At 67.1% G+C, this 23,363-nt stretch carries 25 protein-coding genes and 3 pseudogenes; 17 read left to right on the top strand and 11 right to left on the bottom strand.

Going from position 1 to position 23,363, the window contains the following annotated elements; genetic code table 11:
* Window positions 1-9: 9 nt before the first annotated feature.
* The 3 genes from sctP to sctU are packed head-to-tail and all read right to left on the bottom strand — an operon-like array spanning window position 10 to window position 4,011.
* Window positions 10-1,008: a type III secretion system protein SctP gene (sctP, locus tag HWX09_RS06140; RefSeq protein ID WP_230469081.1), complete on the bottom strand. Its 999-nt coding sequence runs from the start codon at window positions 1,006-1,008 to the stop codon at window positions 10-12.
* Window positions 971-2,947 carry an FHIPEP family type III secretion protein gene (locus HWX09_RS06135; protein ID WP_027782687.1) on the bottom strand — a complete coding sequence of 659 codons (1,977 nt, stop codon included), beginning with the start codon at window positions 2,945-2,947 and terminating at the stop codon, window positions 971-973. Before HWX09_RS06135 ends, sctP begins: the two co-directional genes overlap by 38 nt.
* A 5-nt stretch (window positions 2,948-2,952) precedes the next feature.
* On the bottom strand, window positions 2,953-4,011 hold the full coding sequence (gene sctU, locus HWX09_RS06130) for a type III secretion system export apparatus subunit SctU (protein WP_027782688.1): 1,059 nt from the start codon (window positions 4,009-4,011) through the stop codon (window positions 2,953-2,955).
* Window positions 4,012-4,387: 376 nt separating this feature from the next.
* Here sctU and HWX09_RS06125 point away from each other — a divergent pair, with 376 nt between their 5' ends.
* Both HWX09_RS06125 and HWX09_RS06120 read left to right on the top strand, forming a co-directional pair.
* Window positions 4,388-4,957 (top strand): HrpB1 family type III secretion system apparatus protein, encoded by a 570-nt coding sequence (locus tag HWX09_RS06125; RefSeq protein WP_027782689.1) that lies wholly within the window; start codon window positions 4,388-4,390, stop codon window positions 4,955-4,957.
* Between the two features lie 28 nt (window positions 4,958-4,985).
* On the top strand, window positions 4,986-5,384 hold the full coding sequence (locus HWX09_RS06120; protein WP_027782690.1) for a serine kinase: 399 nt from the start codon (window positions 4,986-4,988) through the stop codon (window positions 5,382-5,384).
* An 18-nt stretch (window positions 5,385-5,402) separates the two neighbouring features.
* Here the strand turns inward: HWX09_RS06120 and HWX09_RS06115 are convergent, their stop codons facing one another.
* Window positions 5,403-6,455: an RNA-guided endonuclease TnpB family protein gene (locus tag HWX09_RS06115; RefSeq protein WP_027782691.1), complete on the bottom strand. Its 1,053-nt coding sequence runs from the start codon at window positions 6,453-6,455 to the stop codon at window positions 5,403-5,405.
* An 89-nt stretch (window positions 6,456-6,544) separates the two neighbouring features.
* Here HWX09_RS06115 and sctJ point away from each other — a divergent pair, with 89 nt between their 5' ends.
* The 7 genes from sctJ to HWX09_RS06080 all read left to right on the top strand — a co-directional run bounded on the left by sctJ (window position 6,545) and on the right by HWX09_RS06080 (window position 12,409).
* The gene (gene sctJ / locus HWX09_RS06110) at window positions 6,545-7,339 is read left to right on the top strand and encodes a type III secretion inner membrane ring lipoprotein SctJ (RefSeq protein WP_027782692.1); all 795 of its coding nucleotides are present in this window, start codon (window positions 6,545-6,547) and stop codon (window positions 7,337-7,339) included.
* Window positions 7,340-7,391: 52 nt separating this feature from the next.
* Window positions 7,392-8,147, top strand: a complete 756-nt coding sequence (locus HWX09_RS06105; protein WP_027782693.1) for a type III secretion protein HrpB4 — start codon at window positions 7,392-7,394, stop codon at window positions 8,145-8,147.
* Complete coding sequence (gene sctL, locus HWX09_RS06100; RefSeq protein ID WP_027782694.1) at window positions 8,141-9,142, top strand: type III secretion system stator protein SctL; 1,002 nt, start codon at window positions 8,141-8,143, stop codon at window positions 9,140-9,142. The genes HWX09_RS06105 and sctL overlap by 7 nt, the downstream gene beginning before the upstream one ends.
* 51 nt (window positions 9,143-9,193) lie before the next feature.
* Window positions 9,194-10,585 carry a type III secretion system ATPase SctN gene (gene sctN / locus HWX09_RS06095; protein WP_027782695.1) on the top strand — a complete coding sequence of 464 codons (1,392 nt, stop codon included), beginning with the start codon at window positions 9,194-9,196 and terminating at the stop codon, window positions 10,583-10,585.
* A gap of 15 nt (window positions 10,586-10,600) precedes the next feature.
* Window positions 10,601-11,086: a type III secretion system protein gene (locus tag HWX09_RS06090; RefSeq protein WP_027782696.1), complete on the top strand. Its 486-nt coding sequence runs from the start codon at window positions 10,601-10,603 to the stop codon at window positions 11,084-11,086.
* Between the two features lie 51 nt (window positions 11,087-11,137).
* Window positions 11,138-11,944 carry a type III secretion system export apparatus subunit SctT gene (gene sctT, locus HWX09_RS06085; RefSeq protein WP_034185278.1) on the top strand — a complete coding sequence of 269 codons (807 nt, stop codon included), beginning with the start codon at window positions 11,138-11,140 and terminating at the stop codon, window positions 11,942-11,944.
* Between the two features lie 75 nt (window positions 11,945-12,019).
* Window positions 12,020-12,409, top strand: a complete 390-nt coding sequence (locus HWX09_RS06080) for an HrpB1 family type III secretion system apparatus protein (protein WP_027782698.1) — start codon at window positions 12,020-12,022, stop codon at window positions 12,407-12,409.
* A gap of 4 nt (window positions 12,410-12,413) precedes the next feature.
* On the opposite strand, the pseudogene HWX09_RS06075 reads toward HWX09_RS06080, so the two are convergent.
* Window positions 12,414-12,993 (bottom strand): annotated as a pseudogene (locus HWX09_RS06075) (NAD-dependent epimerase/dehydratase family protein); the annotation flags it as partial.
* 88 nt (window positions 12,994-13,081) lie between these two features.
* Between HWX09_RS06075 and HWX09_RS33525 the strand changes: the two are divergent.
* The 3 genes and pseudogenes from HWX09_RS33525 to HWX09_RS06065 form a co-directional block, all read left to right on the top strand.
* A pseudogene (locus HWX09_RS33525) lies at window positions 13,082-13,326 on the top strand (IS3 family transposase); the annotation flags it as partial.
* The gene (locus HWX09_RS06070; RefSeq protein WP_027782700.1) at window positions 13,299-13,814 is read left to right on the top strand and encodes a hypothetical protein; all 516 of its coding nucleotides are present in this window, start codon (window positions 13,299-13,301) and stop codon (window positions 13,812-13,814) included. The pseudogene HWX09_RS33525 and the gene HWX09_RS06070, both read left to right, overlap by 28 nt.
* A gap of 284 nt (window positions 13,815-14,098) precedes the next feature.
* The gene (locus tag HWX09_RS06065) at window positions 14,099-14,311 is read left to right on the top strand and encodes a hypothetical protein (RefSeq protein ID WP_080681281.1); all 213 of its coding nucleotides are present in this window, start codon (window positions 14,099-14,101) and stop codon (window positions 14,309-14,311) included.
* 60 nt (window positions 14,312-14,371) lie between these two features.
* Here HWX09_RS06065 and HWX09_RS06060 read toward each other — a convergent pair whose 3' ends face one another.
* The 3 genes and pseudogenes from HWX09_RS06060 to HWX09_RS06050 all read right to left on the bottom strand — a co-directional run.
* On the bottom strand, window positions 14,372-14,797 hold the full coding sequence (locus HWX09_RS06060) for an NUDIX hydrolase (protein ID WP_027782701.1): 426 nt from the start codon (window positions 14,795-14,797) through the stop codon (window positions 14,372-14,374).
* Window positions 14,798-15,014: 217 nt separating this feature from the next.
* Window positions 15,015-16,403, bottom strand: a complete 1,389-nt coding sequence (locus HWX09_RS06055; protein WP_027782702.1) for a nucleobase:cation symporter-2 family protein — start codon at window positions 16,401-16,403, stop codon at window positions 15,015-15,017.
* 256 nt (window positions 16,404-16,659) lie between these two features.
* Window positions 16,660-16,962, bottom strand: a pseudogene (locus HWX09_RS06050) (LysR substrate-binding domain-containing protein); the annotation flags it as partial.
* 22 nt (window positions 16,963-16,984) lie between these two features.
* Here HWX09_RS06050 and HWX09_RS06045 point away from each other — a divergent pair.
* Entirely contained in the window at window positions 16,985-17,104 is a 120-nt protein-coding gene (locus HWX09_RS06045; RefSeq protein ID WP_230469083.1) for an SDR family oxidoreductase, read from the top strand.
* 11 nt (window positions 17,105-17,115) lie between these two features.
* Here HWX09_RS06045 and HWX09_RS06040 read toward each other — a convergent pair whose 3' ends face one another.
* Window positions 17,116-18,093: a LysR family transcriptional regulator gene (locus tag HWX09_RS06040; RefSeq protein ID WP_027782704.1), complete on the bottom strand. Its 978-nt coding sequence runs from the start codon at window positions 18,091-18,093 to the stop codon at window positions 17,116-17,118.
* A gap of 135 nt (window positions 18,094-18,228) precedes the next feature.
* On the opposite strand from HWX09_RS06040, the gene HWX09_RS06035 reads away from it, so the two are divergent.
* The 4 genes from HWX09_RS06035 (at window position 18,229) to HWX09_RS06015 (ending at window position 21,685) form a co-directional block, all read left to right on the top strand.
* Window positions 18,229-18,948, top strand: a complete 720-nt coding sequence (locus HWX09_RS06035; RefSeq protein WP_027782705.1) for an SDR family oxidoreductase — start codon at window positions 18,229-18,231, stop codon at window positions 18,946-18,948.
* A 240-nt stretch (window positions 18,949-19,188) separates the two neighbouring features.
* The gene (locus HWX09_RS06030; protein WP_027782706.1) at window positions 19,189-19,524 is read left to right on the top strand and encodes a putative quinol monooxygenase; all 336 of its coding nucleotides are present in this window, start codon (window positions 19,189-19,191) and stop codon (window positions 19,522-19,524) included.
* Window positions 19,521-20,678, top strand: a complete 1,158-nt coding sequence (locus HWX09_RS06025) for an iron-containing alcohol dehydrogenase (RefSeq protein WP_027782707.1) — start codon at window positions 19,521-19,523, stop codon at window positions 20,676-20,678. Before HWX09_RS06030 ends, HWX09_RS06025 begins: the two co-directional genes overlap by 4 nt.
* Window positions 20,679-21,100: 422 nt before the next feature.
* Window positions 21,101-21,685, top strand: a complete 585-nt coding sequence (locus HWX09_RS06015) for a putative glycolipid-binding domain-containing protein (RefSeq protein WP_027782708.1) — start codon at window positions 21,101-21,103, stop codon at window positions 21,683-21,685.
* A 39-nt stretch (window positions 21,686-21,724) separates the two neighbouring features.
* Here HWX09_RS06015 and HWX09_RS06010 read toward each other — a convergent pair whose 3' ends face one another.
* Entirely contained in the window at window positions 21,725-22,717 is a 993-nt protein-coding gene (locus HWX09_RS06010; protein WP_027782709.1) for a sulfonate ABC transporter substrate-binding protein, read from the bottom strand.
* Between the two features lie 208 nt (window positions 22,718-22,925).
* Complete coding sequence (locus HWX09_RS06005) at window positions 22,926-23,333, bottom strand: DUF427 domain-containing protein (RefSeq protein WP_027782710.1); 408 nt, start codon at window positions 23,331-23,333, stop codon at window positions 22,926-22,928.
* Window positions 23,334-23,363: the final 30 nt, after the last annotated feature.

Below are 23,363 nucleotides of genomic sequence, written 5' to 3'. Positions count from 1 at the left end.
ATATTGGTTTTACGTGACGATGATCTCGACGCTGCGCGCGCCGTCGAAGCGGTTTTGCATCACTTCTTCGAGGCTGGCGCGCAACGTCGCTGCATGTTGTGAGATTAGTTCGCGCGAGCGTGCGTCCGTGGTGTCGAAGCGAAGCGTCAATTGGAAATGCGAAAGCGCGAGGCTCAACGTGCAGCCTGGCAGCAGCGCGGGATCGACGGGAATCGTGATCTGCCAGTCGCCGCTTTCGAACACGATCGGATTGGCGCAGAAGTCCGACACCTCGGCGACGATCGAATCGACGAACCGGTTCATTTCCTGGCCCGTGCGCGCCGGTGCCCGCACGGCGACCACGGCGTGCGGGCCGCCTGTTCCGGGGCGCTGCGGCCCGCGCGCGGCTTGTACGCGCGGCGTGTCCGGCGCAGCCGTCGATGGCCGGGCGTTGGGCGGCCTCGGCGGTGACGGCGGCGCCGCGCCGCGCGCCGGCATCGACGTCGGCGCGGGCATCGTCGAATAGGCCGGCACATGCATGAGCGCATGCATGGCCGAATGCACCGGTACGCGCATCGTCGAATGCATGGGCGGATGAATCGTCGCAGGTACCGGAGCCGGCACCTGCGCTGCCGATGGAGCGTGCGCGGCAGCGTCATCGCGTTCGTCGCCGGAGCCGGCCTGTGCGTCGTCGTCGCGCTCGCCGCTGCCGGCATCGTCGCGATGTTCGTCCGCGGCGAACCCGGCGACCGGGTAGAGCGGGGCGGCTTGCTCGGCGAAGGGAGGCGCGGCCGGTGCGGCGCATGGCTGCTCGTCGCCGGGCGTTTCCGAGGCGCCTTCGCGCACGCCTTCGCGCAGGCGCTGAAAAAGGGCGGCCTGGCGGCTCAACTGCGCGGCCGGCATCTCGGGTGCGGGATCGGTGTGCGTGGCCGGCGCCGCGATGACGCGGGCGCGATGAAGGGCGGAGGAGTGCATGGCGCGGCTCGCTCGATCACATCGCCAGGCGGCCGACGGGCTGGAGATCGACATACGCGCCGAGCTCCTGGTACGAATACACGGGCAGCCAGGGCAGCGGTGCCTCGATCATGCGCTTGATGTAGCGCCGGATATCCATCGAGGCGACGAGCGCCAGCGGCTGGCGCGGCGTATCGCCGACGATGTCGGCGATCTTGCCGACGAGCTGGGCGATTTCGTCGGGCGGCAGCGCGAGGAAGTTGCCCGTGGGGGTCTGTTTGATCGACTGCCGGATGTGCTGCTCGACCTGAACGTCGACGAGTACGACGGGCAAATCCCGCACGCCGCCCGTCGCGCGATAGGCGATGAGCCGGCCGAGCTCCATGCGGATGTATTCGGTCAACATCAGCATGTCCTTCTCCTTCGGTCCCCAGACGATCAGGCTTTCGGTGATGCTGCGGATATTGCGCACGGGCACGCCTTCCTCCAGCAGCCGGCGCAGCACGTCCGCCATCTTCTGCAGCGGCAGTGCCTTTTGTACTTCCGCGACGAGTCCAGGGTAGTCCTCGTTGAGCTGATCGAGCATCCACTGTGCTTCCTGAATGCCGAGAAAGAGATGAGCATTGCGCCGCAGCAGGTCGATCGTGTGGCGTGCAATCAATGCTTCCGGTGTCGCGGCGGCGGCAGGCGCGTCCGCGGCGCCGCCGTCGGCCGCCGCGTGTACCGCGCGCGTTTCGGCGAGCGTGGTGCGTCCTTGCGGCACGTCGAAGATGAGCACTTCGTAACTGTCTTCGGGCAGTGTGCCGTCGGACCACATCATGATGCCGGGGAACGGCAGGCCGACTTCCGATTGCAGCGCATGGCGCTGTGCGTCGAACGCACGGTCAAGGGCATCGGCCGCGAGACGCGCGCTGACATCGGCTGCGAGGCGCACGCCGAGCGGGCAGGTGAACTGCGGCGGGCGCGGCAGGATCGAGGGCGCGTCACCCTTGGCACCGGCGCGCTGCAGTGCCCCTACGGGCTTGCCGGCGCCTTTGGCCGGACCGTCCTGCTTTTTCTGCAGACGGTAGCCGACGAAGCCGAGCAGCCCGGCGAGCAGCGCGAAGAGCGCCGCCGGAAAACCGGGCACGGCGGCGAAGCCGAGGAGCAGCAGCGCGGCGAAGTACAGCGCGCGCGAGCTGCTCGTGAACTGGCGCCTGATGTCTTCGCCGAGGGAGGAATTTCCATGGTCGCCGCCTTCGTCCACGCGCGTAATCATGACGCCCGCGGCCACCGAGATCAGCAGCGAGGGAATCTGCGAGACCATGGCGTCGCCGATCGAGAGGACCGAGAAGCGGTTGGCCGCCTCGCCGGCCGACATGCCGTGATAGGCGACGCCCACGGCGATGCCCGCGACGATGTTGATCATCGTGATCATGAGGCCGGCGATCGCATCGCCTTTCACGAACTTCATCGCGCCGTCCATGCCGCCATGCAATTGGCTTTCGATGGCGAGCCTCGCGCGTTTCCTGCGGGCCTCGTCCGGCGTCAGGATGTTCGCGCGCAAGTCGGCGTCGATGCTCATCTGTTTGCCGGGCAGCGCATCGAGCGTGAAACGGGCCCCCACTTCGGCGACGCGCTCCGAGCCCTTGGCGATCACGATGAACTGCACGACGGAGATGATGACGAACACGACGAGGCCGACGACGAGATTGCCGCCCACGACGAGCTGGCCGAAGCTTTCGATGATTTCGCCGGCATCGGCATGCAGCAGGATCGACTTCGTCGACGCGATATTCAGCGAGAGCCGGAAAAGCGTCGTGAAGAGCAGCACGGACGGGAACGCCGAGAGCGTGGCGATATGGCCCACGTACATCGTCACCATGAGTAGCGTGATGCTGATCATGATGTTGATCGCGAGCAGCCCGTCGATGATGGCGGGGGGCAGCGGCAGGATCATCAGCGAGACGATCGCGATCAGCAGGACGGCGATGCCGGCCTCGCCGATGCCGGGCAGTTTCATGGTCTTGAACATGTCCACTACTCCGTGGTGGCGGTTTGAGGCGCGAGGCCGTCCACCCAGCGAAGAATCGCGGCGACGACTTCGAACAGTTCTTCGGGAATCGGCTGATTGAGCGGCACCTTGTGCAGCATGCGCGCGACGGGCGGGTTCGCGACGATGGGCACGCGCGCGTGCATCGCCTGCTGGCGCAGCCGCAGCGCCTGCTCGTCGAGGCCCTTGGCGAGGACGACGGGCAGCGGAAACTCCGCCGGGTCGTAGCGCAGCGCGACCGCGTAGTGAACCGGGTTGACCACGACGACGTTCGCGCGCGCGACACCGCCTTTCGGGCCTTCCTGCGACATCTCCCTGGCCATGCGCTTGCGCTCGCCCTTGAGTTCGGGGTTGCCTTCGCTCTCCTTGTGCTCGCGCTTCACCTCGTCTTTCGACATCCGGTTCTTGCGGATGAAGAGCCACTTCTGCAGCTTGTAGTCGAACGCGCCAATGACGACGAACACGCCGAGCGCGACCGCGACCACATGCATGAGCACGGACCACAGCACGCCAATCAACTGCGGTACCGACTGATCGAGCGCGCTCGCCACCACGGGCATCGCGCTTTTGATCGTCTGCCACATGACGGCGGCGAGAACCGCGGCCTTGCCGACCATCTTCGCGAGGTCGATGGCCGAGTTCATCGAGAAGATGCGCTGAAAGCCGGAGCCGGGGCTGACCGACGCAAGCTTCGGCATGACGGCTTTCAGCGAAAACTTGAGCCCCGTCTGGGGGGCGAGCGCGATGATGGCGGCGACGAGCGCAACGGCCGCGATCCCGCACAGCAGGCCGAGCGCCTGCAGGCCGATATGAACGAGGACGGTCCAGAGGTCCTGCAACTCGCGCTCGCCGTGGGTGAAATCGACCGCCTCCTTGACGATCGCGCGCAGCGTATCGGCCAGGTAATGCTGGCCCGCCGTCAGCACGAGCACGATCGAGCCGAGCGACGCGACTTCGACGAGGTCGGAGCTCTTCGCGACCTGGCCTTCCTCGCGGACTTTGTCCAGCTTCTTGTCTGTGGGCTCTTCGGTTTTCTCGTCGCTCATGACCGCTGTCCTTCGCTTGTCGCAGGCGCGCACCCGGGATGGGGCGGCCCGATGCAACGTTAGCGGCGCCGCGGTATCCGGCGCGATGGCGATGCGAAGCAAGGACGAGGGCTGCGAAGCGAGGCGGCGCGACGGCGCGTCGCTCGGGCGCAGGCCGCATGAGCAAGGCAACCCGCGTGGCGGCGGGCACGAGCGCAGACGTTCGCGGCAGCGGCACCGACCGGCGCCCATCGCATGCGGCGCTTCGCAATTCGTTGTGCGACTTCGTGCCCGGCAGGTGGCGCGCCCATCGCGTTGCGTAACTTAGCGTCAACGGAAGGCCACGCCTCATCGGGTGTGGCCCATCGGATCGAATCTGATTTCCTTGGGGGAAAGGATGGACGTTCTGAAGGATCGGCCGCAGTGCCCATCGGGAGTCGTCGGCGCGATCGTCGACCTGGTCAGGGTGGCAATGGCCCGCGCGGGCACGCCGGAGCAAGTCGATATCGACGATCTCGAGCACCTCGTCGAAGTACTGCATCTGTTGCGCCCGGATTCCGCCGAATTCGCGTTTTTCGACGGCTGGCTGCATTTGGTGCGCGAGGAATGGAGCGAGGCCGAACGGCTCTTTCGCGATCTGGTCGAGCGCTCGGTCTGCCTGCCGGCCAGCAAGGGAATGTTGCTGCAGTGCCTGAAGGCCCGCCAGGAGTTCGGTTGGCAGGAGGAGGCCCGACACCTGCTGGAGGAAGGCGGCAACGAAGAGGTCGAACGGCTCGCGAAGGTTCTGCTTGCGAGCGAGGAGCTGAAGCAGGCGGTCGCGACCGCGAAGCGCACGGGCCGCTTCGTTGCGCCGGATTCCGCGCTCGCGTTCGAGAACGGAGCGCATGCCGAAGACGACGAAGCGGTCGCGACGCCGTCGTCCTCATCCAGCGACATGCTGCTGACGATGCAGTACATGCGCGTCTGAGCCTGTTGCCCCTACCAGGAGAAACGAAATGAGCATCACGACTGCATCGCAACTCCAGTACGAACTGGCGCGCGTCACCGGCACGACGCCCGCGGCGCCGAATGCGGACGCGGTATCGCAGCCGCTCGTCGACAAATTCCAGGCGATGATGGCTTCGGAGCGCCAGCATGCGGCAGCCGTCCACCCGACCGAGCGCGCGGACCTCGTGACGAAAGCAGTCGAGGAGCAGGCGGACTACTACCGGCAAGTGCCGAACGACGTGCTCTATATGACTCAGCACATGAGCGCGCTGTCGATGGAGCGCCTTGCCGCCGCCGACATGACCATCCAGCTCGAGATCGCAAGCCTGAATGCCGATCTGCAGGTGAAGATGGCAACCGTGCAGTCGTCGAAGGACGCCGTGCAGACGCTCATGAAGAACCAGTGACTTGACGTCCTCGTCTCCCTAAAGGGAGAGGATTCCCACACCTGGCGATGCACGTCCGCATCGGAGAATGTTCAACGCAGCGTTGGTATCTCGATCATGCTCGACACCGCAGTCACTACAGGCCCATTCTCTTACTCGCAGTCCCGCGATACCTTTCGGCCGCGTCGTGCTGTCTTTCGACCCGCACGACGAACAGGACTGGGTAGAACCGCTTTCGTCCACTTCCTCGAACGTGACTCCGTGCGCGATCGCTTTGTAGCGGAGCTTGTTTCGGAAGGACGACCAGGATGCGTCGTAGACGCTCTTCGCCATCCTGGTTCTGGCGAGCTTTGCGGCCGACACGTTGCCGACCGCGATGTAATCGAAACGCCGCACCAGATCGAGCGCGAGCTTATGCTGGAAATCGGCACGCGCATTCGCGACCTTGGCGTGCAGCTTCGCGATATGCCGCTTGTGCTTTCGCGCCCGTTGCGCTTTCGCGAGTTTCTCGGCCGCGCATCGACCGAACCGATCGTTAGGCAGCTTCTCGCCGGTCGAAAGTGTGGCGAAGTCTTTCAAGCCGAGATCGATGCCCACACCGGAACGGATCGGGCGGGCCTGCACATCGGGCATCTCGATCACGATGTTGAGAAACCAGTTGCCGCGTGCATCCTGCGCAAAGTTGGTCCCGTCCTTGATCTTGTCTTCGGGAAGCGGTCGGCTGTTGAACACGCGAAACGTGTTGCCGGCAAAGCGAAACGCGTCGCCCTCGCGCTTCAGGTCACGTCCCTTCAGCGGCACCCAGCCAAGCGATTTCCTGCCGCGATAGCGCAGGTAGGGGCGACGACGCTGGCTGCGCGACTTCGCATATTGCTCGCACGTTGCGTTAACCGTGCCGGAGTGAATGCCAAGTTCCTTACTGCTACCAGTGGTGAGCACATTCAAGTCGAATCCCGTCGGCCACTTCTTGCTCCACTTGAGCGCGTGCTTCTGCGTGTCATTGCAGAAGTTCCATACGTAATTCACCGCGCGGCTCTGTTTGTTGAGCAGTCCGTTGAGCGACTTCACGCGGTAGCGGTAGACAAGGATCATGTCGGTGATCCTACCCCGTGGAAAAAGCTGTCTGTCAACAGCAATCCTTTCCTCCCCGTTCTGAAGGACGGGGTTTCTCGGAGCAACTGATGAAACCGAACCTCATGCCTTCGAAGCTGCCCGCCGCATGGCGGCTCGTCGCGGTGGCGGCGCTCGTGCTGTCGCTTGCAGCCTGCAAGCAGGAGCTCTACGGGCAATTGACCGAAAGCGACTGCAACGAAATGGCGGCCGCGCTGCTGATGTCCGGCGTCGACGCGCAAAAGAGCACGCCCGATGGCGGCAAGACCTGGTCGGTCAGCGTCGACGAAAAGCAGATCGTGCATGCCGTGGAAGTGCTGCGCGCACGCGGCCTGCCGCGCAAGAAATTCGACGACCTCGGCTCGCTGTTCAAGAAGGACGGGCTCGTTTCCACGCCGACCGAGGAGCGCGTGCGCTTCATTTACGGTTTGTCGCAGGAACTCGATGACACGTTGTCGAAGATCGACGGCGTGGTCGTGGCGCGCGTGCAGATCGTGCTGCCGAACAACGACCCGCTCGCACAGTCGGTCAAGCCGTCGTCCGCATCGGTCTTCATCAAGTACCGGCCCGACGCGAATCTCGAGCGGATGACGCCGGCGATCAAGAACCTGGTCGTGCACAGCATAGAGGGGCTGACCTACGATCAGGTCAGCGTGACGAGCGTGCCGGCCGATGCGCTCGATCCACCTGCCCACCCGCACCGGCAGGACGGCTGGGTGGTCTATGCGGGCGGCGCGCTCGGCGTGCTGCTGTTGATGATCGCCGGCGGCTTCGCGTTCTTGCGCGGCAACCTGCTCAAGGGCGGCGGCGGACTTGCGGGCCTGCTCGCGCGCCGGGCTGGGCGTGCGGCGAAAGCGCCGGCATGACCTTCGATCCGAACGATCGCATGGCCGGCATGGCAAGCACGGTGAGCAGATGATGAGCGCATACGACGCAGCCGATGCATACGACGCAGCCGCCGACAGCGTTGCCGCCCCGAACGGCGAGACGCCGGCGGCCGTGGCGGCGAGACTGGCCGCCTACCATCGGCGCCGGCGTACGCTGTTCGACTGGATGCATCCGACGTGCCTCGCACGCGTGCCCTGTGCGGACCGGCTCGGCGCATGCAGCCCCGCGCAGGCCGAGGCGCTTGCCGATGCGCTGCTCGACGAATGGGGCATGCCCGCGCCGCCGCTTGCCGCGTTCAACGCGCCGGAAACGGCGCTTGCCTTGCTGCCGGCGCACGATTGTCTGACCGTGTTCCGCTTGCGCGCGCTCGTGGAGCAGGCGGAGCCATTGCGCGCCTGGATCGACCGGCCGCGTCGCGAGAAGTTGACGGGCTGGATCGGGGGGCGCGGCGTCAATCTGCTCTTCGCGCGCGGACGCGAGCTTGCCGGCGATGCGCGCTCGCTCGCCGCGCGCGCACGCCACGCGGCATCGGTCATGCAAGCGCCGCTCGACGCGGCCGATGGCGATGCCCTCGCGTGGCTGGGTTTTCGGCTGTTCGAGCACGACTGCCGATGGGCGCCGGGTAGTCCGCTCGCGATCCTGCGGTTGGCCATGCCGGCGCGCGACGACGGGGGTGCGTTGCCGTCCCCTTCGTTGCCGCTGTCACGACCGTCTTCGGAAGGCGCGAGCCCGAGCCTTTCGATCGTCTCGCAACTGCCCGACTTGTTTCCGGAGGGGTCATGGTGATCTGGTTACGCAATCCGCAGGCCGAAGGCACGGACCTCGGCGTGGGCGTCGAAGGCGACGTCCTGCGCCATGAACGCGTCGCGGCGATCGTCGAGATCGATGCGGCGTACGCCGAGATGCGCCGGCAGTGCGACGAGGCGCTGGACGCGGCACGCGCCCAGGCCCGCATGCTGCTCGACGAAGCCCGCGCCCGCGCGGACGAGCTCGTCGAGCGTGCCCTGCGCGAGTTCGCGCAAGCGGCCGAGCGGGGCTACGACGACGGTTTGCGGCGGGGGCTGACCGATTGGCACGAACGCGCGGCGGCCGCGCACGCCGAAGCCTGCCGGCTCGCGCCCGGGCAGCAGGACCGGCTGGCCGGGCTGGTGACGCTGGCGGTCGAGCAGATCGTCGCGTCGGTGGATCCCAAGGCGCTTTTCGCGCGCGCGGCCGCGACGGTCGAGCGGATCGTCGCCGACGGCAGCCCCGTTCATCTGCGTGTTCATCCGTCGGATCTGGCCGCGGCGAGCGCGGCCTTCGACGAAGCGGCCGCGGCGTGGCGCGAGGCAGGGCGCTCCGTGCGGCTGTGCGTGGCGGCCGACGCGACGCTTGCGCCCGGCGCATGCGTCGCCGAAACCGACCTGGGCGCGATCGACGCGAGCTTGTCGCTGCACTTGGCGGCGATGCGCGGCGCCCTGGCGCGCGCGGTGCGAAGCGTGGATGAGGACTGCTGGCGCGAGGCGCCGGATGCGCGGCCCGGCGACGACGCACAAGCCGTCGACGCGCAGGCTTGTGTCGCGGGCAACGCCGAGGTGCCGATCGGCGAGTACGCCGTCGCAGCCGGCGACGGCCTGGCGGACCCGGATGCGCACGCGGACGACGGCGGCGATGGCGACGACGACATCGGCGACGAAGCAGGTTGGCAAGACGATGCCGCGGCCCTGCAAACGGCGGGCGACCCACGCGACGAGCGTTGGGCCGATGCCGCGTATGCCGACGCCGACGCGATGTCCATTTGAACCGGCCTTCGAGCGGCACACGGAAGAAGACATGACAAGGAAGGGAGCGCCATGATCGACAGCGCGGACGATTTCGGAACCGACGAAGCGAGCGGGGTGCGCATCGCGCAGCCACGGGCCGTACGCGGCTTTTCGGCGCTGATGGATGCGATGGAGCGCGAACTGCGCGCCCGCGCACAACCCGCGGCATGCGGCAAGGTGCAGGAAGTGATCGGCACGCTCGTACGCGTATCGGGGCTCGACGCGACGCTCGGCGAGCTGTGCGAGCTGCGCTCGCCCGACGGCGCGTTGCTGCAGCGTGCCGAGGTGGTCGGCTTCTCGCGCGACGTCGCGCTGCTCTCGCCGTTCGGCAGGCTCGGCAGCGTGTCGCGCGCGACACGCGTGGTGGGACTCCGGCGTCCGCTTTCGCTGCGCATCGGCCCCCGCCTGCTCGGCCGCGTGATCGACAGCCTGGGCGAGCCGATCGACGGCAAGGGGCCGCTCGAATGCGACGAGTGGCAGCCCGTCATCGCCGATCCGCCCGATCCGATGTCGCGGCCCGTCGTCGATACCCCGATGCCGACGGGCGTGCGCGTCGTCGACGGCATGATGACGCTGGCCGAGGGCCAGCGCATGGGCATCTTCGCGCCGGCTGGCGTCGGCAAGAGTACGTTGATGGGCATGTTCGCGCGCGGGGCGCGCTGCGACGTCAACGTCATCGCGCTGATCGGGGAACGCGGCCGCGAAGTGCGCGAATTCTGCGAGCACATTCTCGGGCCCGACGGAATGGCCCGCTCGGTCGTCGTCTGCGCGACGTCGGATCGCTCGTCGATCGAGCGCGCGAAGGCAGCCTACGCGGCAACGGCGGTGGCCGAATACTTCCGCGACCGCGGCATGCGTGTGCTGCTGATGATGGATTCGCTGACGCGCTTTGCGCGCGCGCAGCGCGAAATCGGCCTGGCGATGGGCGAGCCGCCGACGCGGCGCGGCTTTCCACCGTCGATCTTCGCGGAGCTGCCGCGGCTGCTGGAGCGCGCGGGCCGCTCGGAGCACGGCTCGATCACCGCCCTTTATACCGTGCTGGCCGAGGACGAATCGGGCGGCGACCCGATCGCCGAGGAAGTACGGGGCATTCTCGACGGCCACATGATTCTTTCGCGCGAGATTGCGGCACAGAACCGCTATCCGGCGATCGACGTGCTCGGCAGTCTGTCGCGCGTGATGACGCAGGTGGTGCCGCGCGAGCACGTGGCGGCGGCGGGGCACGTGCGGCGGCTGATGGCCAAGCACAAGGAGGTCGAACTGCTGCTGCAGGTGGGCGAGTATCAGAGCGGCACCGATGCGCTGGCCGACGAAGCCATTGCGAAGATCGACGCGATTCGGGCTTTCCTCGGCCAACCGACCGATCTGCTCGTCGACCCGGGCGACACGCTCGCGGCCCTCGACGAGATCGTGCAGTCCTGACGCCGGAGGCAAGCGATGAAAGACCGCCGCGTTGCCGCGTTCGAGCGCGTGCTCGCGCGTCGCCGTCAGCTCGATCGCAAGCTCAATGCGGCGCTGGGCGGTTTGCGCGGCGAGCTGCAGGGGCTCATGGACGCGTTGGAGGAAAGCCGCGCGGCGGTGCGCGCGCATGCGGCCGGGCTCGCCGCGCACGATGGCAAGATCGACGCGATGCTCGGCGGCGTTTCCTTCCGGGCCGACGAGTATCTGAAGCTGCGCGAATTCCGGGCGCACGCGGCCGAGCAGCACGCGATGCTCGAGGCCCGGGCGGCGCAGGCCGGGCAGGCGCTGGCGGCGAAGGAGGCGCAGATCGGGACGCTGCGCACGGAGATCCTGCGCAACCGTGCCCGCATCGACATCTACGGCAAGCGGCGCGACACGCTCGTCAAGGCCATCGAGCTCGCGATCGAGGACGCGCAGGACGAGGAAACATCGGAGAGCCGCCGACCCAACCCGGCGTTTTGAAGCGGCGAGCGCGCTCGCCAGCCGGCATCCATTGAACGACAGGCGACTGAAATGAGCGAGATTACATTCGCATCGATCGAATCGAGCCACCAACTGGTCAGGTTTCTGATCGTGCTGGGCCTTTGCAGCGAACGATTGATGGTCCTGATGATGATTTTTCCGCCGACGTCCGACAACGTCGTGCAAGGCCGCGTGCGCACCGCGCTGGCGCTGCTGTGGGGCAGCTTCATCGCCTACGGGCAACGCGGCCTGCTCGAGCAGGGGGAGGCGATGATCCTCGTGGGCATCGGGTTGAAGGAGGCGCTGATCGGCGTCGGCCTTGGCTTCGCGGCGTCGACGGTGTTCTGGGCCGCCGAAAGCGTCGGCACGTACGTCGACGATCTGACCGGTTTCAATCAACTGCAGATGCAGAACTCGAGCCAGGGGCAGCAGACGTCGCTGACTTCCACGCTCCTGAGCCAGTTCGCGATCGCGGCGTTCTGGTGTCTGGGCGGCATGACGTTCCTGCTCGGCGCGATCTACGAATCGTATACCTGGTGGCCGCTTGCGAACCTCACGCCGGCCGGGGGGGCGGTACTCGAATCGTTCGTGCTGCTGAAGACCGACTCGCTGATGGAAACGGTGGCGAAGCTCGCCACGCCGATGATGCTGATGCTGCTGCTGATCGATATCGGCTTCGGCTTTACCGGAAAGGTGTCGCAAAAGCTCGATCTGCCGTCGCTGGCGCAGCCCGTGAAAGGCGCGCTCACGATCCTGATGCTCGCCCTGATGGCGGCGATTTTCATCGATCAGGTACGCGATCAGCTGTCGCTCGTGGGCATCGCGGCCGAGGCGAAGGCGCTCGCGAGCGGCAAGTGAAACGCGCTGAATGCGCGAGCGGGCGCAAATATGCGTTCGTCGGTGGCGATTGGCTGAAAAAGCCTGGAGAAGAACATGATCGAGACGTTGAGCGACAACGTGATCGTTACGGGGATGATGGACGTGCTGTGGGCCGGCGCGGCGCTGGATACGTTTTCGGACGTTCAGGACCTGCTCGATGCGATGGCGGTGCTGCGTCCCGGGAACGGCGAAATGCGCGAGGTGCTGGCTTGGTGGCATGTGCGTGCACGCGCCTGGGGCGAGGCGCTGAGCGAATTGCGCCGGGTGGAGCGCGATGGCACGCTGTCGTCGCGCGGCATGGCGCTCGCGGCTGTATGTCGTTACGCGCTTGGCGATGCATCGTGGCGTACCTATGCCTACGCGGCGGCGTACAAATCCGACGACCCGATGGCGACGCGCACCGCCCAGGCGCTGCTCGCAGCGCCCGCGATCGGGCGCGGATAGGTGTGATTCGCGGATTGCCAGGCTGGCCGTCCAGCATGCCCCGGATCAGGCGGATGGAGTGCGAATAGTCGTCGCCGAGCACGGGCCCGAGAACCGTCACCGGATTGATCGCGGACAGTTGCATGCCGCGTCCTTCTCGCGCGACGAAATCCCACGCCGTGCGTTCCGACAACGTCTTCGACTTCTGATAAGGCCAGACGTCGGCGGTCGCCAGGTTGCTCCAGTCGGTCTCGTCGAACGGGCGGCTCATCGGCCCGTGTCCGGCGCAGATCGCGCCGAAAGCGGAGATCAGCACGACACGCTTGACGCCGGCGTCAAGCGCCGCACGCAGCACGCAGCACGCGCAGCGTGCCTGCCACGGCGGGCTTGGCCCAATCGTCTTCGCTCGTCTGCGTGCCGGTCGGCGTGGGCGACGCGCCATGCACGACGTAGGCGCAGCCGGCGGTTGCCTGTTGCCAGCCGTCGTCGGCGAGGAGATCCGCCGCGACGAATGACAGACGGTCTCCGGGTTCTGCGCCGCCTCTTTCGAGCTGCGCGCGCACTTGCGTCTCGCGCGCGAGCGAACGAACGGTGGTTCGCACCTGATCCGGGAATTTGCGGTGGGATCGCCCATCGGTGCTCCTGTTTTGGCTCGGAAAGATCGGGCCGCGGTGCAATATCCAACCTTCTCCGGCGCGACTGTCACGTCCGGTGACGTCGCGTGATGACCGTCAATCGAGGCCGACGACGCGGCCGCAGTCGAGGAAATTCGCCGGGTCATCGGCGATTCTCCCGGCCACGGGCATCGCCGGGCGTGGGACTGTTGTGCAATATCGTCCCGCTCGGCCTCGACCCCGACGTCGCCACGGTGGCAAGGTGGCAAGGTGGCCGTCGTGCGTAGCAGTCAGCGATGGTGTTCGGACGGCTTCGAGTTCCGCGTTGCGACAACCGGATCGCTTTCAATCGTCGGATTCGCTATGACGATCAGGCGCAAAACTGGCTTGATGAGACGATCGGTAATGTCGTCATCGACCGCCCGGTGAGCAACCCTCGTTACAGCAAGACGGATGGGGACAACAACGGCTCGCTGAAGCACTACGTTCCGTACAACTGGATCATGAAGAATATTGCGGACAACCATGTCATTGGCCAAACGAGAAGGACCGTCGTCGCCAATGTTTCCGCGCTGTTGGGTCGAATAGGGCTGCCGGCGCTCGGTCAGCCGACCAATCCGGTCGATTTTGATACATCGATTCGCGACAGCGTCTATGCGATCTGTGACTGGGAGGAAAACCTGTTCAGGTCGGCATCGTCGGGCGACGCGCGCGGGACAAGGCTCGATGTCCCCAATGATCCCGGCGTGCTTGCGCGGGTCCAACAGGCGCGAACCGCGCTGGGCGGTCTGGCAAATCCGCCGCTTCAATGAGACGAGGTTGCCGGCGTCGTCACCGCGCCATTGGCGCGCCGGCAACTCACGACGCGGCGGCTCGACTGCGCGGGAAGGACGATGGCTGTCACCGCTCCCCATCGGCTGCACCGGGTTGAACGCGAAGCAGTTGCGCGATCCAAACCGTGCTCACGGTCGAGATTGGAAAAACTTGATCGGTAAAAGCACTGAAACGCAGTGATTTTTTTCCCGGCTATAGTGGAATGGCTGGTCAGGGGTGCGGTACCGATGCTGGCCAGGTCATGACCGTAGAAGGGTGCTGTATGCAAAACAAAATCGACAAGACCGTCGGACCGATCTGGGGTGTGGCAGCAGGATTGCTTCTTGCTGGTGCAGGATTGAGTCTGGGTATTTTCCCGGCGGCGCTGCGCAGCTCGGGCAGCGCAAACGACTTCATGGCGTCAGGCGCCGCGATGCTGGGCATCTTCCTCGTCGTCTATTCCACACGCGAACTGCGAAGAAAGCGCGCGCATTGAGCGTTCGCGCGCCGCTGATTCACGACAATCGACTCGAGCCGGCCGACGGCTCGGGGCGCGTTACGTCTTGCGGATTTCGTGGTTGTAGACGAGTTCGACGATTCGCTTCGTCGGAATACTCGCGCGCAGACGGTCGACACTGTCGATCGGAAACCACTTGCATTTCTCGATCTCGTTGCTCGCTTGCGGCGTCTGGTCCGGCCCGACTTCCGCGAAGAACACGTGATGGATCTTCGCGAGCCCGGTGAACTGCATCGAGTACACCAGATCCTGGCCGGTCATGCCGGTTTCTTCGCACAATTCGCGATGCGCGGCTTCGAGCGGTGTTTCCCCGCGCTTGATCGTGCCGCCGGGAAGGGCCCAGCGCGACGCGGCACGCGTGACGAGCAACACGCGCGCGTCTCGATAGCAGACGACGGTCGCGCGTTCCTTGATCGGAACGGCAGTCGTTTCGGGGGCTTGGTCGGGCGCGAGGGTTTGGGGCATGCCGCGATTCTAACCAGCACAAATCGATCGGCCAAGGCGGCCTGACGCGGTTTGACGATTGATTGCCGCCGATGCGCGGTCGGTACGCTACGTGCACGTCCAATGCACAAGGCCGGCGGCGGGGCCGTGCGCCGGACTGCCGATGCCGTTTGGCACGACGACCGGCCCGGCCCGTCCCGCGCGCCACGTCGTCATGCGGTCCGCACCGCGATCGCCTTTACTTCTTTTCCGGCAGGAACCAGTTCATCACGAGCGCGCAGATACCGCCCGTCGCCACGCCCGATTCCAGCACGTTCTTCAGTGCATGCGGCAGGCTGTTCAGAATGTCCGGCACCTGCGACACGCCGAGGCCGAGCGCGAGCGACACCGCGATGATGAGCAGCGCGCGACGATCGAGGTGGACGCCCGCGAGGATATTGATGCCCGACGCGGCCACCGCCCCGAACATCACCATCGCCGCGCCGCCGAGCACGGGCTCGGGCACGGCCTGCAGCACGCCGGCGACGACCGGGAACAGGCCGAGCACCACCAGCATGCCCGCGATCCAGATACCGACGTGGCGGCTCGCGACGCCGGTGATCTGGATCACGCCGTTGTTCTGCGCGAATACCGAGCTCGGGAACGTATTGAACACGCCGGCCAGCAGCGAATTCGCCCCGTTGACGAGCACGCCGCCCTTGATGCGCTGCATCCACACCGGCCCTTCGACCGGCTCGTTCGAGATCTTGCTGGTGGCCGTCACGTCGCCGATCGCTTCGAGCGACGTGACGAGATAGATGATCAGCATCGGTACGAACAGCGCCCACGAGAAGCCGATGCCGAAGTGCAGCGGCGTCGGCACCTGGAACAGCGCGGCCTGGTGCATGCCGGTGAAGTCGAGGCGACCGAGGAACGCGGCCGCGCAGTAGCCGATCGCGAGCGCGATGACGAGCGCGGTGCTGCGCACCCAGACGACCGGCACGCGGTTCAGCAGGATGATCGTGCCGAGCACGAGGCCCGACAGCGTGAGGTTCTCCGCGCTCGCGAACGTGCCCTTGGCCATCGCACCGTAGCCGCCGCCCATGCTGATGAGGCCGACCTTGATCAGCGTGAGGCCGATCAGCAGCACGACGATGCCGGTGACGAGCGGGGTGATCAGGCGCTTCACGAACGGCAGGATGCGCGACACGCCCATCTCGACGAACGACCCCGCGATCACGACGCCGAAGATCGCGGCCATCACGGTCTCGACCGGCGTGCCCTGCTTGACCATCAGGCTACCGCCGGCGATCAGCGGGCCGACGAAGTTGAAGCTGGTGCCCTGGACGATCAGCAGGCCGGCGCCGAGCGGGCCGAAGCGCTTGCACTGGACGAAGGTGGCGATGCCGGAAATCACCAGCGACATCGACACGATCAGGGTCGTATCGCGGCTGGACACGCCGAGCGCCTGACAGATCAGCAGGCCCGGTGTGACGATCGGCACGATGATCGCCAGCAGGTGCTGCAGCGCGGCAACGAAGGCGACCATCGGCGCCGGCCGGTCGTTCGGGCCGTAGACGAGGTCGCGGGCCGATTCTGCGGCGTCGGCGCCGTGGGAGGCGGATGGGGCGGAGGAGGCGGGTTGCATGGCGAGCGGGCCGGACAAGGTGGAAAGTGCGGCATTTTAGCCGAAGGGCCTGCCGGCGCCGTCGCGCCGGCCCGCAATGGTGGAGATTCGGCGGCGCGCAGAAAGGAAGCCGGATCGGCGTCCGGCGATCGGCACATGGGCTGCGTGGCGATCGCGGGTGGCGTCGCCATGGCGCGGAACCCGGCAGTTCCGGAATGCGCTGCGCCATGAACTGCAGGAACGTGCGGGTCCGCAGCGGCAGATGCCGGCGCGACGCGTACACGAGATGCTGCGTGTGCGACGGCATGTGCCACTTCGGCAGCAGCCGGACGAGTTGCCCGGCGTCGATCAGATCCTGGACCAGCCACGCCGGTGCGCTGCCGACCGCGTGGCCGGCCAGGAAGCATTCGCGCAGCGCGATCGAACTGTTCACGCGACACCGGCCGCATACCGCGACGCCCACCTTCTCGTCGCCCCGCGCGAAGGTCAGATCGCTGCCGATGATGTCCGCGCGGGCGTAACCGACATACTCGTGCTTCGCGAGATCTTCCGGACGGCGGATCCTCGGTGCCTGCGCCACATACGCGGGCGCCGCCGCGGCGTTGCCGGGCGGCCGCCTCGGCCGCGCCGACGAAGTCGGGGAAGCGATCGCGTTCCTGCTGGGCAACCGCTTCATGAATGGCGAAATCCTGCACATCGACGGCGGCGGTCGGCTGGTCTGAGCCGCGCGACTTCAGCCGGCGGCGCGTGCGCCCGTGCCGCGCGCCGTGGCGCGTGGCGGACGGGCATCCGGATACGCGCGCTGGCAGACGGCGATGACCGTGTCGCGCAGGCGGCGATGCACGGGGTCGCCGTGCATGCGCGGATGCCACAGCGCGGACACCAGGATCGACGGCAGGCGGACCGGGATCTCGAAACTGCATAGCCCGAGGGCTTCGGTGAGCCCGGGCGAGCATGCGTTGCCGAGGCTCGAGCGCGGCACCAGCGCGATCAGGTCGGTGCTGGCCGCGACACGCATCGCGTCCGGATAGCCCGGCACGACGACGTGCACGGCGAGGCCCGGATCGGTCTCGCCGGTCGAGCCGTCGGCCGGCCCGCCGAAATCGCCGAACTGGGCCGCAATGACGTGACGGCAGGCTGCATAGCGCGCGCGCGTGATACGGGCCGACGCGAACAGCGGATGCCCGGCGCGCGCCACCGCGACGTGCCAGTCGTGAAAGAGCATGCGCGTGTGCAGTTCGGGTGCGTCGTCGCCGCGCTTGCCGATTTCCAGGTCGACGGTGCCGTCGCGCAGCGCTTGCGGATCGCGGCCGAGCTTCGGGACGAAGCGAATACGCACGTGCGGCGCGACGTCGGCCAAGGCGGCGACGACCGGGCCGGCCAGCATTTCCATGAACGATGCGGCCGCCCGGATGGTGAACGTGGCCGTGAGCGTCGCGAGATCGACGTCGGCGGCCGCCGGCCGAAGCACGGCGCGCGCGTCGCTCGCGACGGCATGCACGCGGTCGCGCAACGCGGCTGCGTGCGGCGTCGGCACGAGCTTGCGCCCGGCGCGCACGAGTAGTGGGTCGCCGGTCGCGATGCGCAGCCGCGTGAGCGTGCGGCTCATCGCCGACGTGCTCAGGCCCAGCCGGCGCGCGGCGCCGGTCACGCTGCCTTCCGACAACAGCACGTCGAGGGCGGTGACGAGGTTCAGGTCGATGTCTTCCATGCGGACAGGATACGCCATCATGCGGTTTGACATGGCGTCTGGTGCAATGATGGATTGCATTCGGTGCGTCTGGCGCATGTCGTGGTGCACGCCTATAGTGAGCGCATGACGAAACACGGCAAAGGCGAAAAACCCATGCAATCTACGGAATCGAATCGACGAAACGTTCCCACGATCCTGCTCGTTGCGGCGTCGCGCGGCCTCGGGCTGGCGATGGCGGAGGCATTCGTGAAGAAGGGCTGGAACGTGACGGGTACCGTGCGCGAAGGATCGGGGCGCACGAAGCTGCACGACCTGGCCGACCGCTTCGACGGCCGCATCGAGATCGGCACGCTCGACATCTGCGAGCCCGCGCAACTGGCTGCGCTGCGCGAGCGTCTGTCGGGCCGGCGCTTCGACATGCTGTTCGTGAATGCGGGCACGACCAACGATCCGAATGAAACGATCGGCGAAGTGACGACCGACGAATTCGTGCGCGTGATGATCACGAATGCGCTCGCGCCGATGCGTGCGATCGAGACGCTGCAGGATCTGGTGACCGACGACGGGCTGATCGGCGCGATGTCGTCGGGACAGGGCAGCGTCGCGAACAACGTCAGCGGGATGCGCGAGGTGTATCGCGGCAGCAAGGCCGCGCTGAACCAGTTCATGCGCAGCTTCGCGGCGCGTCAGGCCGATACGCGCCGCGCGATGGCGCTGATGGCGCCCGGCTGGGTCCGCACCGAACTCGGCGGCCCAGATGCGCGCCTGACCATCGACGAGAGCGTGCCGAGCCTCGTCGACGTGCTGCTGGCGAAGCGGGCGCGGCCCGGGCTCGAATACCTCGACTATCTGGGGCGGACGGTGCCTTGGTAGCCGGGGTGGCGGCGCAAGCGCGCGGCGGCCGGCCAGGTTCCGGCTCGCCGTTAACGTGCTGCGCGATTCGGCCTGCTGTCCGCGGCCCGGTCGCGGCACTGCGAAGGCCGTGCCGATTCAATACAATGCGACGACGCGTCACTGATACGGTGCCACCTCATCGCGTTTGAATCCATCCGGTTCATGGCGGATGGGGTGCGCTCCCGTCGCGACGGGCTTGTGTCGAACATGGAGCGCAGCATGAATGAACCCTATCTGCAGGTCATCGCGCATTTCTTCGCGAAACCCGGCAACGGCGACCGCGTGGTCGAACTGCTTGCCGAACTCGCGCCGGCCACGCGCACCGAGCCGAAAAACCTCGACTATGCGTACTTCCGTTCGCCGGAAAACCCCGACCACATCGTGATCCTCGAGCGTTACAGCGATGCCGACGGCCTCGACGTGCATCGGGAAACGCCGCATTTTCAGCGGATCGGTGTCGGCGCGATCATGCCGTTGCTCGATCGTCGCGACGTGATCCGCTACATGGTGCAGCCGGACACCGGCACGGCGACGCCACCGGGAGGCACCCGATGAACCCGTTTCAATTCCGTACCGTTCCGACGCAGATCGTCGAATTCCGCGCCGCGCGCCGGCTCGGCGCGCTGTTGCGCGAACGCTTTCCGGCGCTCGTGCGGTTGTGCGTCGTCACCGACGCGTTCCTGCATCGCAGCGGCGTGCTCGTGCCCGCGCTGGAGAGCCTCGCCGCGCACGGCTGGCAGGTTACCGTGATCGACGACGTGATCGCCGATCCGCCCGAGCACGTGGTGCTCGAAGCGACCGAGCGGGCCGTCGCGGCCGATGCCGAGATCGTGCTCGGCCTGGGCGGCGGCTCGTCGATGGACGTCGCGAAGCTGATTGCGGTGCTCGCGCCGGGGCGGCAGGCGCTGGCCGACATGTACGGCGTGGACAAGGTCGCCGGCGGGCGGCTGCCGCTCGTGCAGATGCCGACCACGGCCGGCACCGGCTCCGAGGTTACGGCCGTGTCGATCGTCACGGTTGGCGAGGCGCGCAAGATGGGCGTCGTGTCGCCGCACCTGTTCGCGGACGTCGCGATTCTCGACGCGGAACTCACGCTTGGCCTGCCGCGCGCGGCGACGGCCGCCACCGGTATCGACGCGATGGTGCATGCGATCGAGGCGTACACGTCCGCGCGGCTGAAGAATCCGGTATCCGACATGCTGGCCACGCACGCGCTGACGCTGCTGTCGCGCAACCTGCTGGCCGCATGCGACGACGGGCAGAATCGGCATGCGCGCGAAGCGATGCTGGTCGGCGCGATGTTCGCGGGGCAGGCGTTCGCGAATGCGCCGGTCGCGGCCGTACACGCGCTGGCCTATCCGGTCGGCGGGATCTTCCACGTGCCGCACGGGTTGTCGAATGCGCTCGTGCTGCCGCACGTGCTGCGCTTCAACGCGCCGGCCGCCGCGCCGCTGTATGCCGAACTGGCGGCCATCGTCGCGCCGTCGGCCACAGGCAGCGACGAAGCGAAAACGCATGCGCTGATCGCGGAAATCGACCGGCTGATCGTCGCGACGGGGATTCCGCGCGCGCTGCGCGAGGTCGGCGTCGGCGAGGACGACCTGCCGAGGATGGCGTCGGACGCAATGCTGCAGACGCGCCTGCTCGTGAACAATCCGCGCGAGGTGACCGCGGCCGACGCGCTGGAGATTTACCGGCAGGCCTGGTGAGGGGGCGGCACATGGAAGTCGACGCGCACGTGAAGGAACCGGGGAAGTCGTTGCAGGCGTGACGGCTACCGGTCGTGCTTCGTCAGCAGCGGCGGGAACGCCGTTTTCAGCAGATCGACGACGGCGCGCACGCGCGGCGGCAGCGGCCGCTGCGCGTGCACCAGCACGTTGAGCGCCGCGCTCCACGACCCTGACGTAGATACGCATCGTCGCCAACAAATCCATGAAAGCGCGCCTTTTATCTTCCGGTTCGATTTTTGCCGATCGACGGATGGTACCAAAGCAGCGCACGGGCGACGGTGTGCGCCGGGCCGATACTGACTATCGGCCGGAACGCGACCGACACCGCCGAAGCCGCGTGCGTTCATCCGCGCCGTGAGCGAAAATCGGCTTCCTTCCGCGCGAACGACAGGAGACCCGACATGACGCCACGGAATGAAGCCCGACGGACGCACTGCGTTGCATGGCAGATCGTGCAGACGTGGCAGGCGGCCGAATGGTGCCGGCTCGACGAGTCAAAAACGGGCATCGCGCTGTCGGGGGCGGTGGCGGGTGCGATCGACGGCACGCCGTTTCGCATCGAGTACGCGATCGCATGCGGGACCGACTGGCTCACGCGCTCAGCGCGCGTGACGCGGTGGACCGGTACGGAGCCGCCCCGGCAATGGGGCATCGCCTGTGATGCAGGGCGGTGGACTATCGACGGCGTCGATGTGCCGATGCTTGCGGGCGCAACCGACATCGATCTCGGCTTCAGTCCGTCGACCAATACGCTGCCGATCCGGCGGCTGGCGCTCGCCGTCGGCGAATCGGTCGCGATTCTCACCGCATGGCTGCGTTTTCCGGATTTCGACATCGTGCGCGGCGAGCAGCGCTATACGCGCACGGCGCCGCACGTGTATCGATACGAGAGCGGTACCTATGCGGCCGATATCGCGATCGACGACGCGGGCCTCGTCACCGACTATGACGAATGGCGGCGCATCGGCGCGGCGCCTGCGTCGTGACGCGTCCCATCGCGAATCGCGTGCCTGCGCCGGCGGACATCAGCGCGCGCTGGCCACCGACAGCTTGCCCGGAATCAGCTTCAGCGTGCTGAACGCGTCGGCGATGTTCTGCTGATACGCGACCGTCGCGTCGGTGATCGGCTGCACGCCGTAGCCGGCGCGCTTGAGCGCGACTTCGAGCGTCGGCGCGTCGAGGCCGACGAGCGGCGACAGTTGCGCGGCCACCTCGGGCACGTGATCGCGCGCCCAGCGATCGATCGCGTCGACTTCGTCGAGCAGCGCGCGCAGCACCTGCGGGTGCGCGGCCGCGTACCTGCGCGCCGCGAGGTAGTACTGCGTGTTGCGCACGAGCCCATCGCCGTTCGCGATCACGCGCGCGCCGAGCTGCCGTTCGGCGGCGGCCAGATACGGATCCCAGATCACCCACGCATCGACGCTGCGCTGCACGAACGCGGCGCGCGCGTCGGCCGGCGTCAGGTAGATCGGCTGGATGTCGGCATACGTGAGGCCCGCATGCTCGAGCGCCTTCACCAGCAGATAGTGGACGTTCGAGCCCTTGTTGAATGCGACCTTCTTGCCGCGCAGTTGCGCGACGGTGCGGATCGGCGAATCGGGCAGCACGACGATCGCCTCGCCCTGCGGCGCGGGCGGCTCGTTGCCGATGTAGACGAAATCGACGCCGGCGGCCTGCGCGAAGATCGGCGGGGTTTCGCCGACCGTGCCGACGTCGATCGCGCCGGCGTTCAGCCCTTCGAGCAATTGCGGGCCGGCCGGGAATTCGAGCCATTGCACGGTGACGCCCTGGCCCGCGAGACGCTTCTCGAGCGTGCCGCGCGCCTTGAGCACGACGAAGTTGCCGTATTTCTGGAAACCGATGCGCAACCGCGTGCCGCTGGCGTCGGCGCGCGCGGGCACGGCCGCGAGCGGCCCGAGCGCGAGCCCCGCCAGCCCGGCGGCCGCGCCGTGCAGCCACCGGCGGCGGCGCGGGTTCGCCGGGGTCGTTTCAAGGTCTGCGTGCGGTGTGTCGTTCATCGAGGCGTCCTGCTGGCGGGTTCACGGGTCGCGCGGGCATGGCGCGACCGGCACGGGACGCGGCCGGTGCCGGGCGATGCGCGCGGCCGGCCCGCGCCGGACTCAAGACGATACGGTCATGCGGGACGGCGGCCAACCAATGAATCCGCATATGCAAATCAGCGGCCGGACGATACGTGAACGATGACGCGGCAGGGCGCCGCCGCGCTCACTCGGTGACGAGCAGGCTTTCCTCGATCGAATCGACGCGGTCCGGATAGAACGCGAGGTGTCCGCGAATCGATTCGACCGCCGGATTCGGATGCTCGTACGTCCACACCGCATTGGTCGCGCGTTCGCCGCCGGCCGGAATCGAGTAGTACGCGCAATCGCCCTTGTACGGGCAGTAGGTCGCGTGGTCGGTGCGTTCGAGCAGCGACATGTCGGCATCCTCGCGCGGAATGTACAGCACCGCCGGATAACTGGCCTCGCGCAGCACCAGTGCATGGCGCGTATCGGCGACAACCTTGCCGGCGACCTTCACGACCACGCGCGACGAGTGCGGCTCGATCAGGATCGGATGATCGGGGCCCGGCGACTTCACGGGACGAGAGGGCGTATCGGGGTTGATCGACATCGTGGGTCCTCCAGGAACGGGCGGCGCACC

Source organism: Burkholderia sp. BCC1208, assembly GCF_902833095.1.
In the GTDB taxonomy this organism is placed as follows: Bacteria; Pseudomonadota; Gammaproteobacteria; order Burkholderiales; family Burkholderiaceae; genus Burkholderia.
Note: the sequence above shows the minus strand (reverse complement) of the source record. Positions and strands in the feature narration are given on the sequence as shown.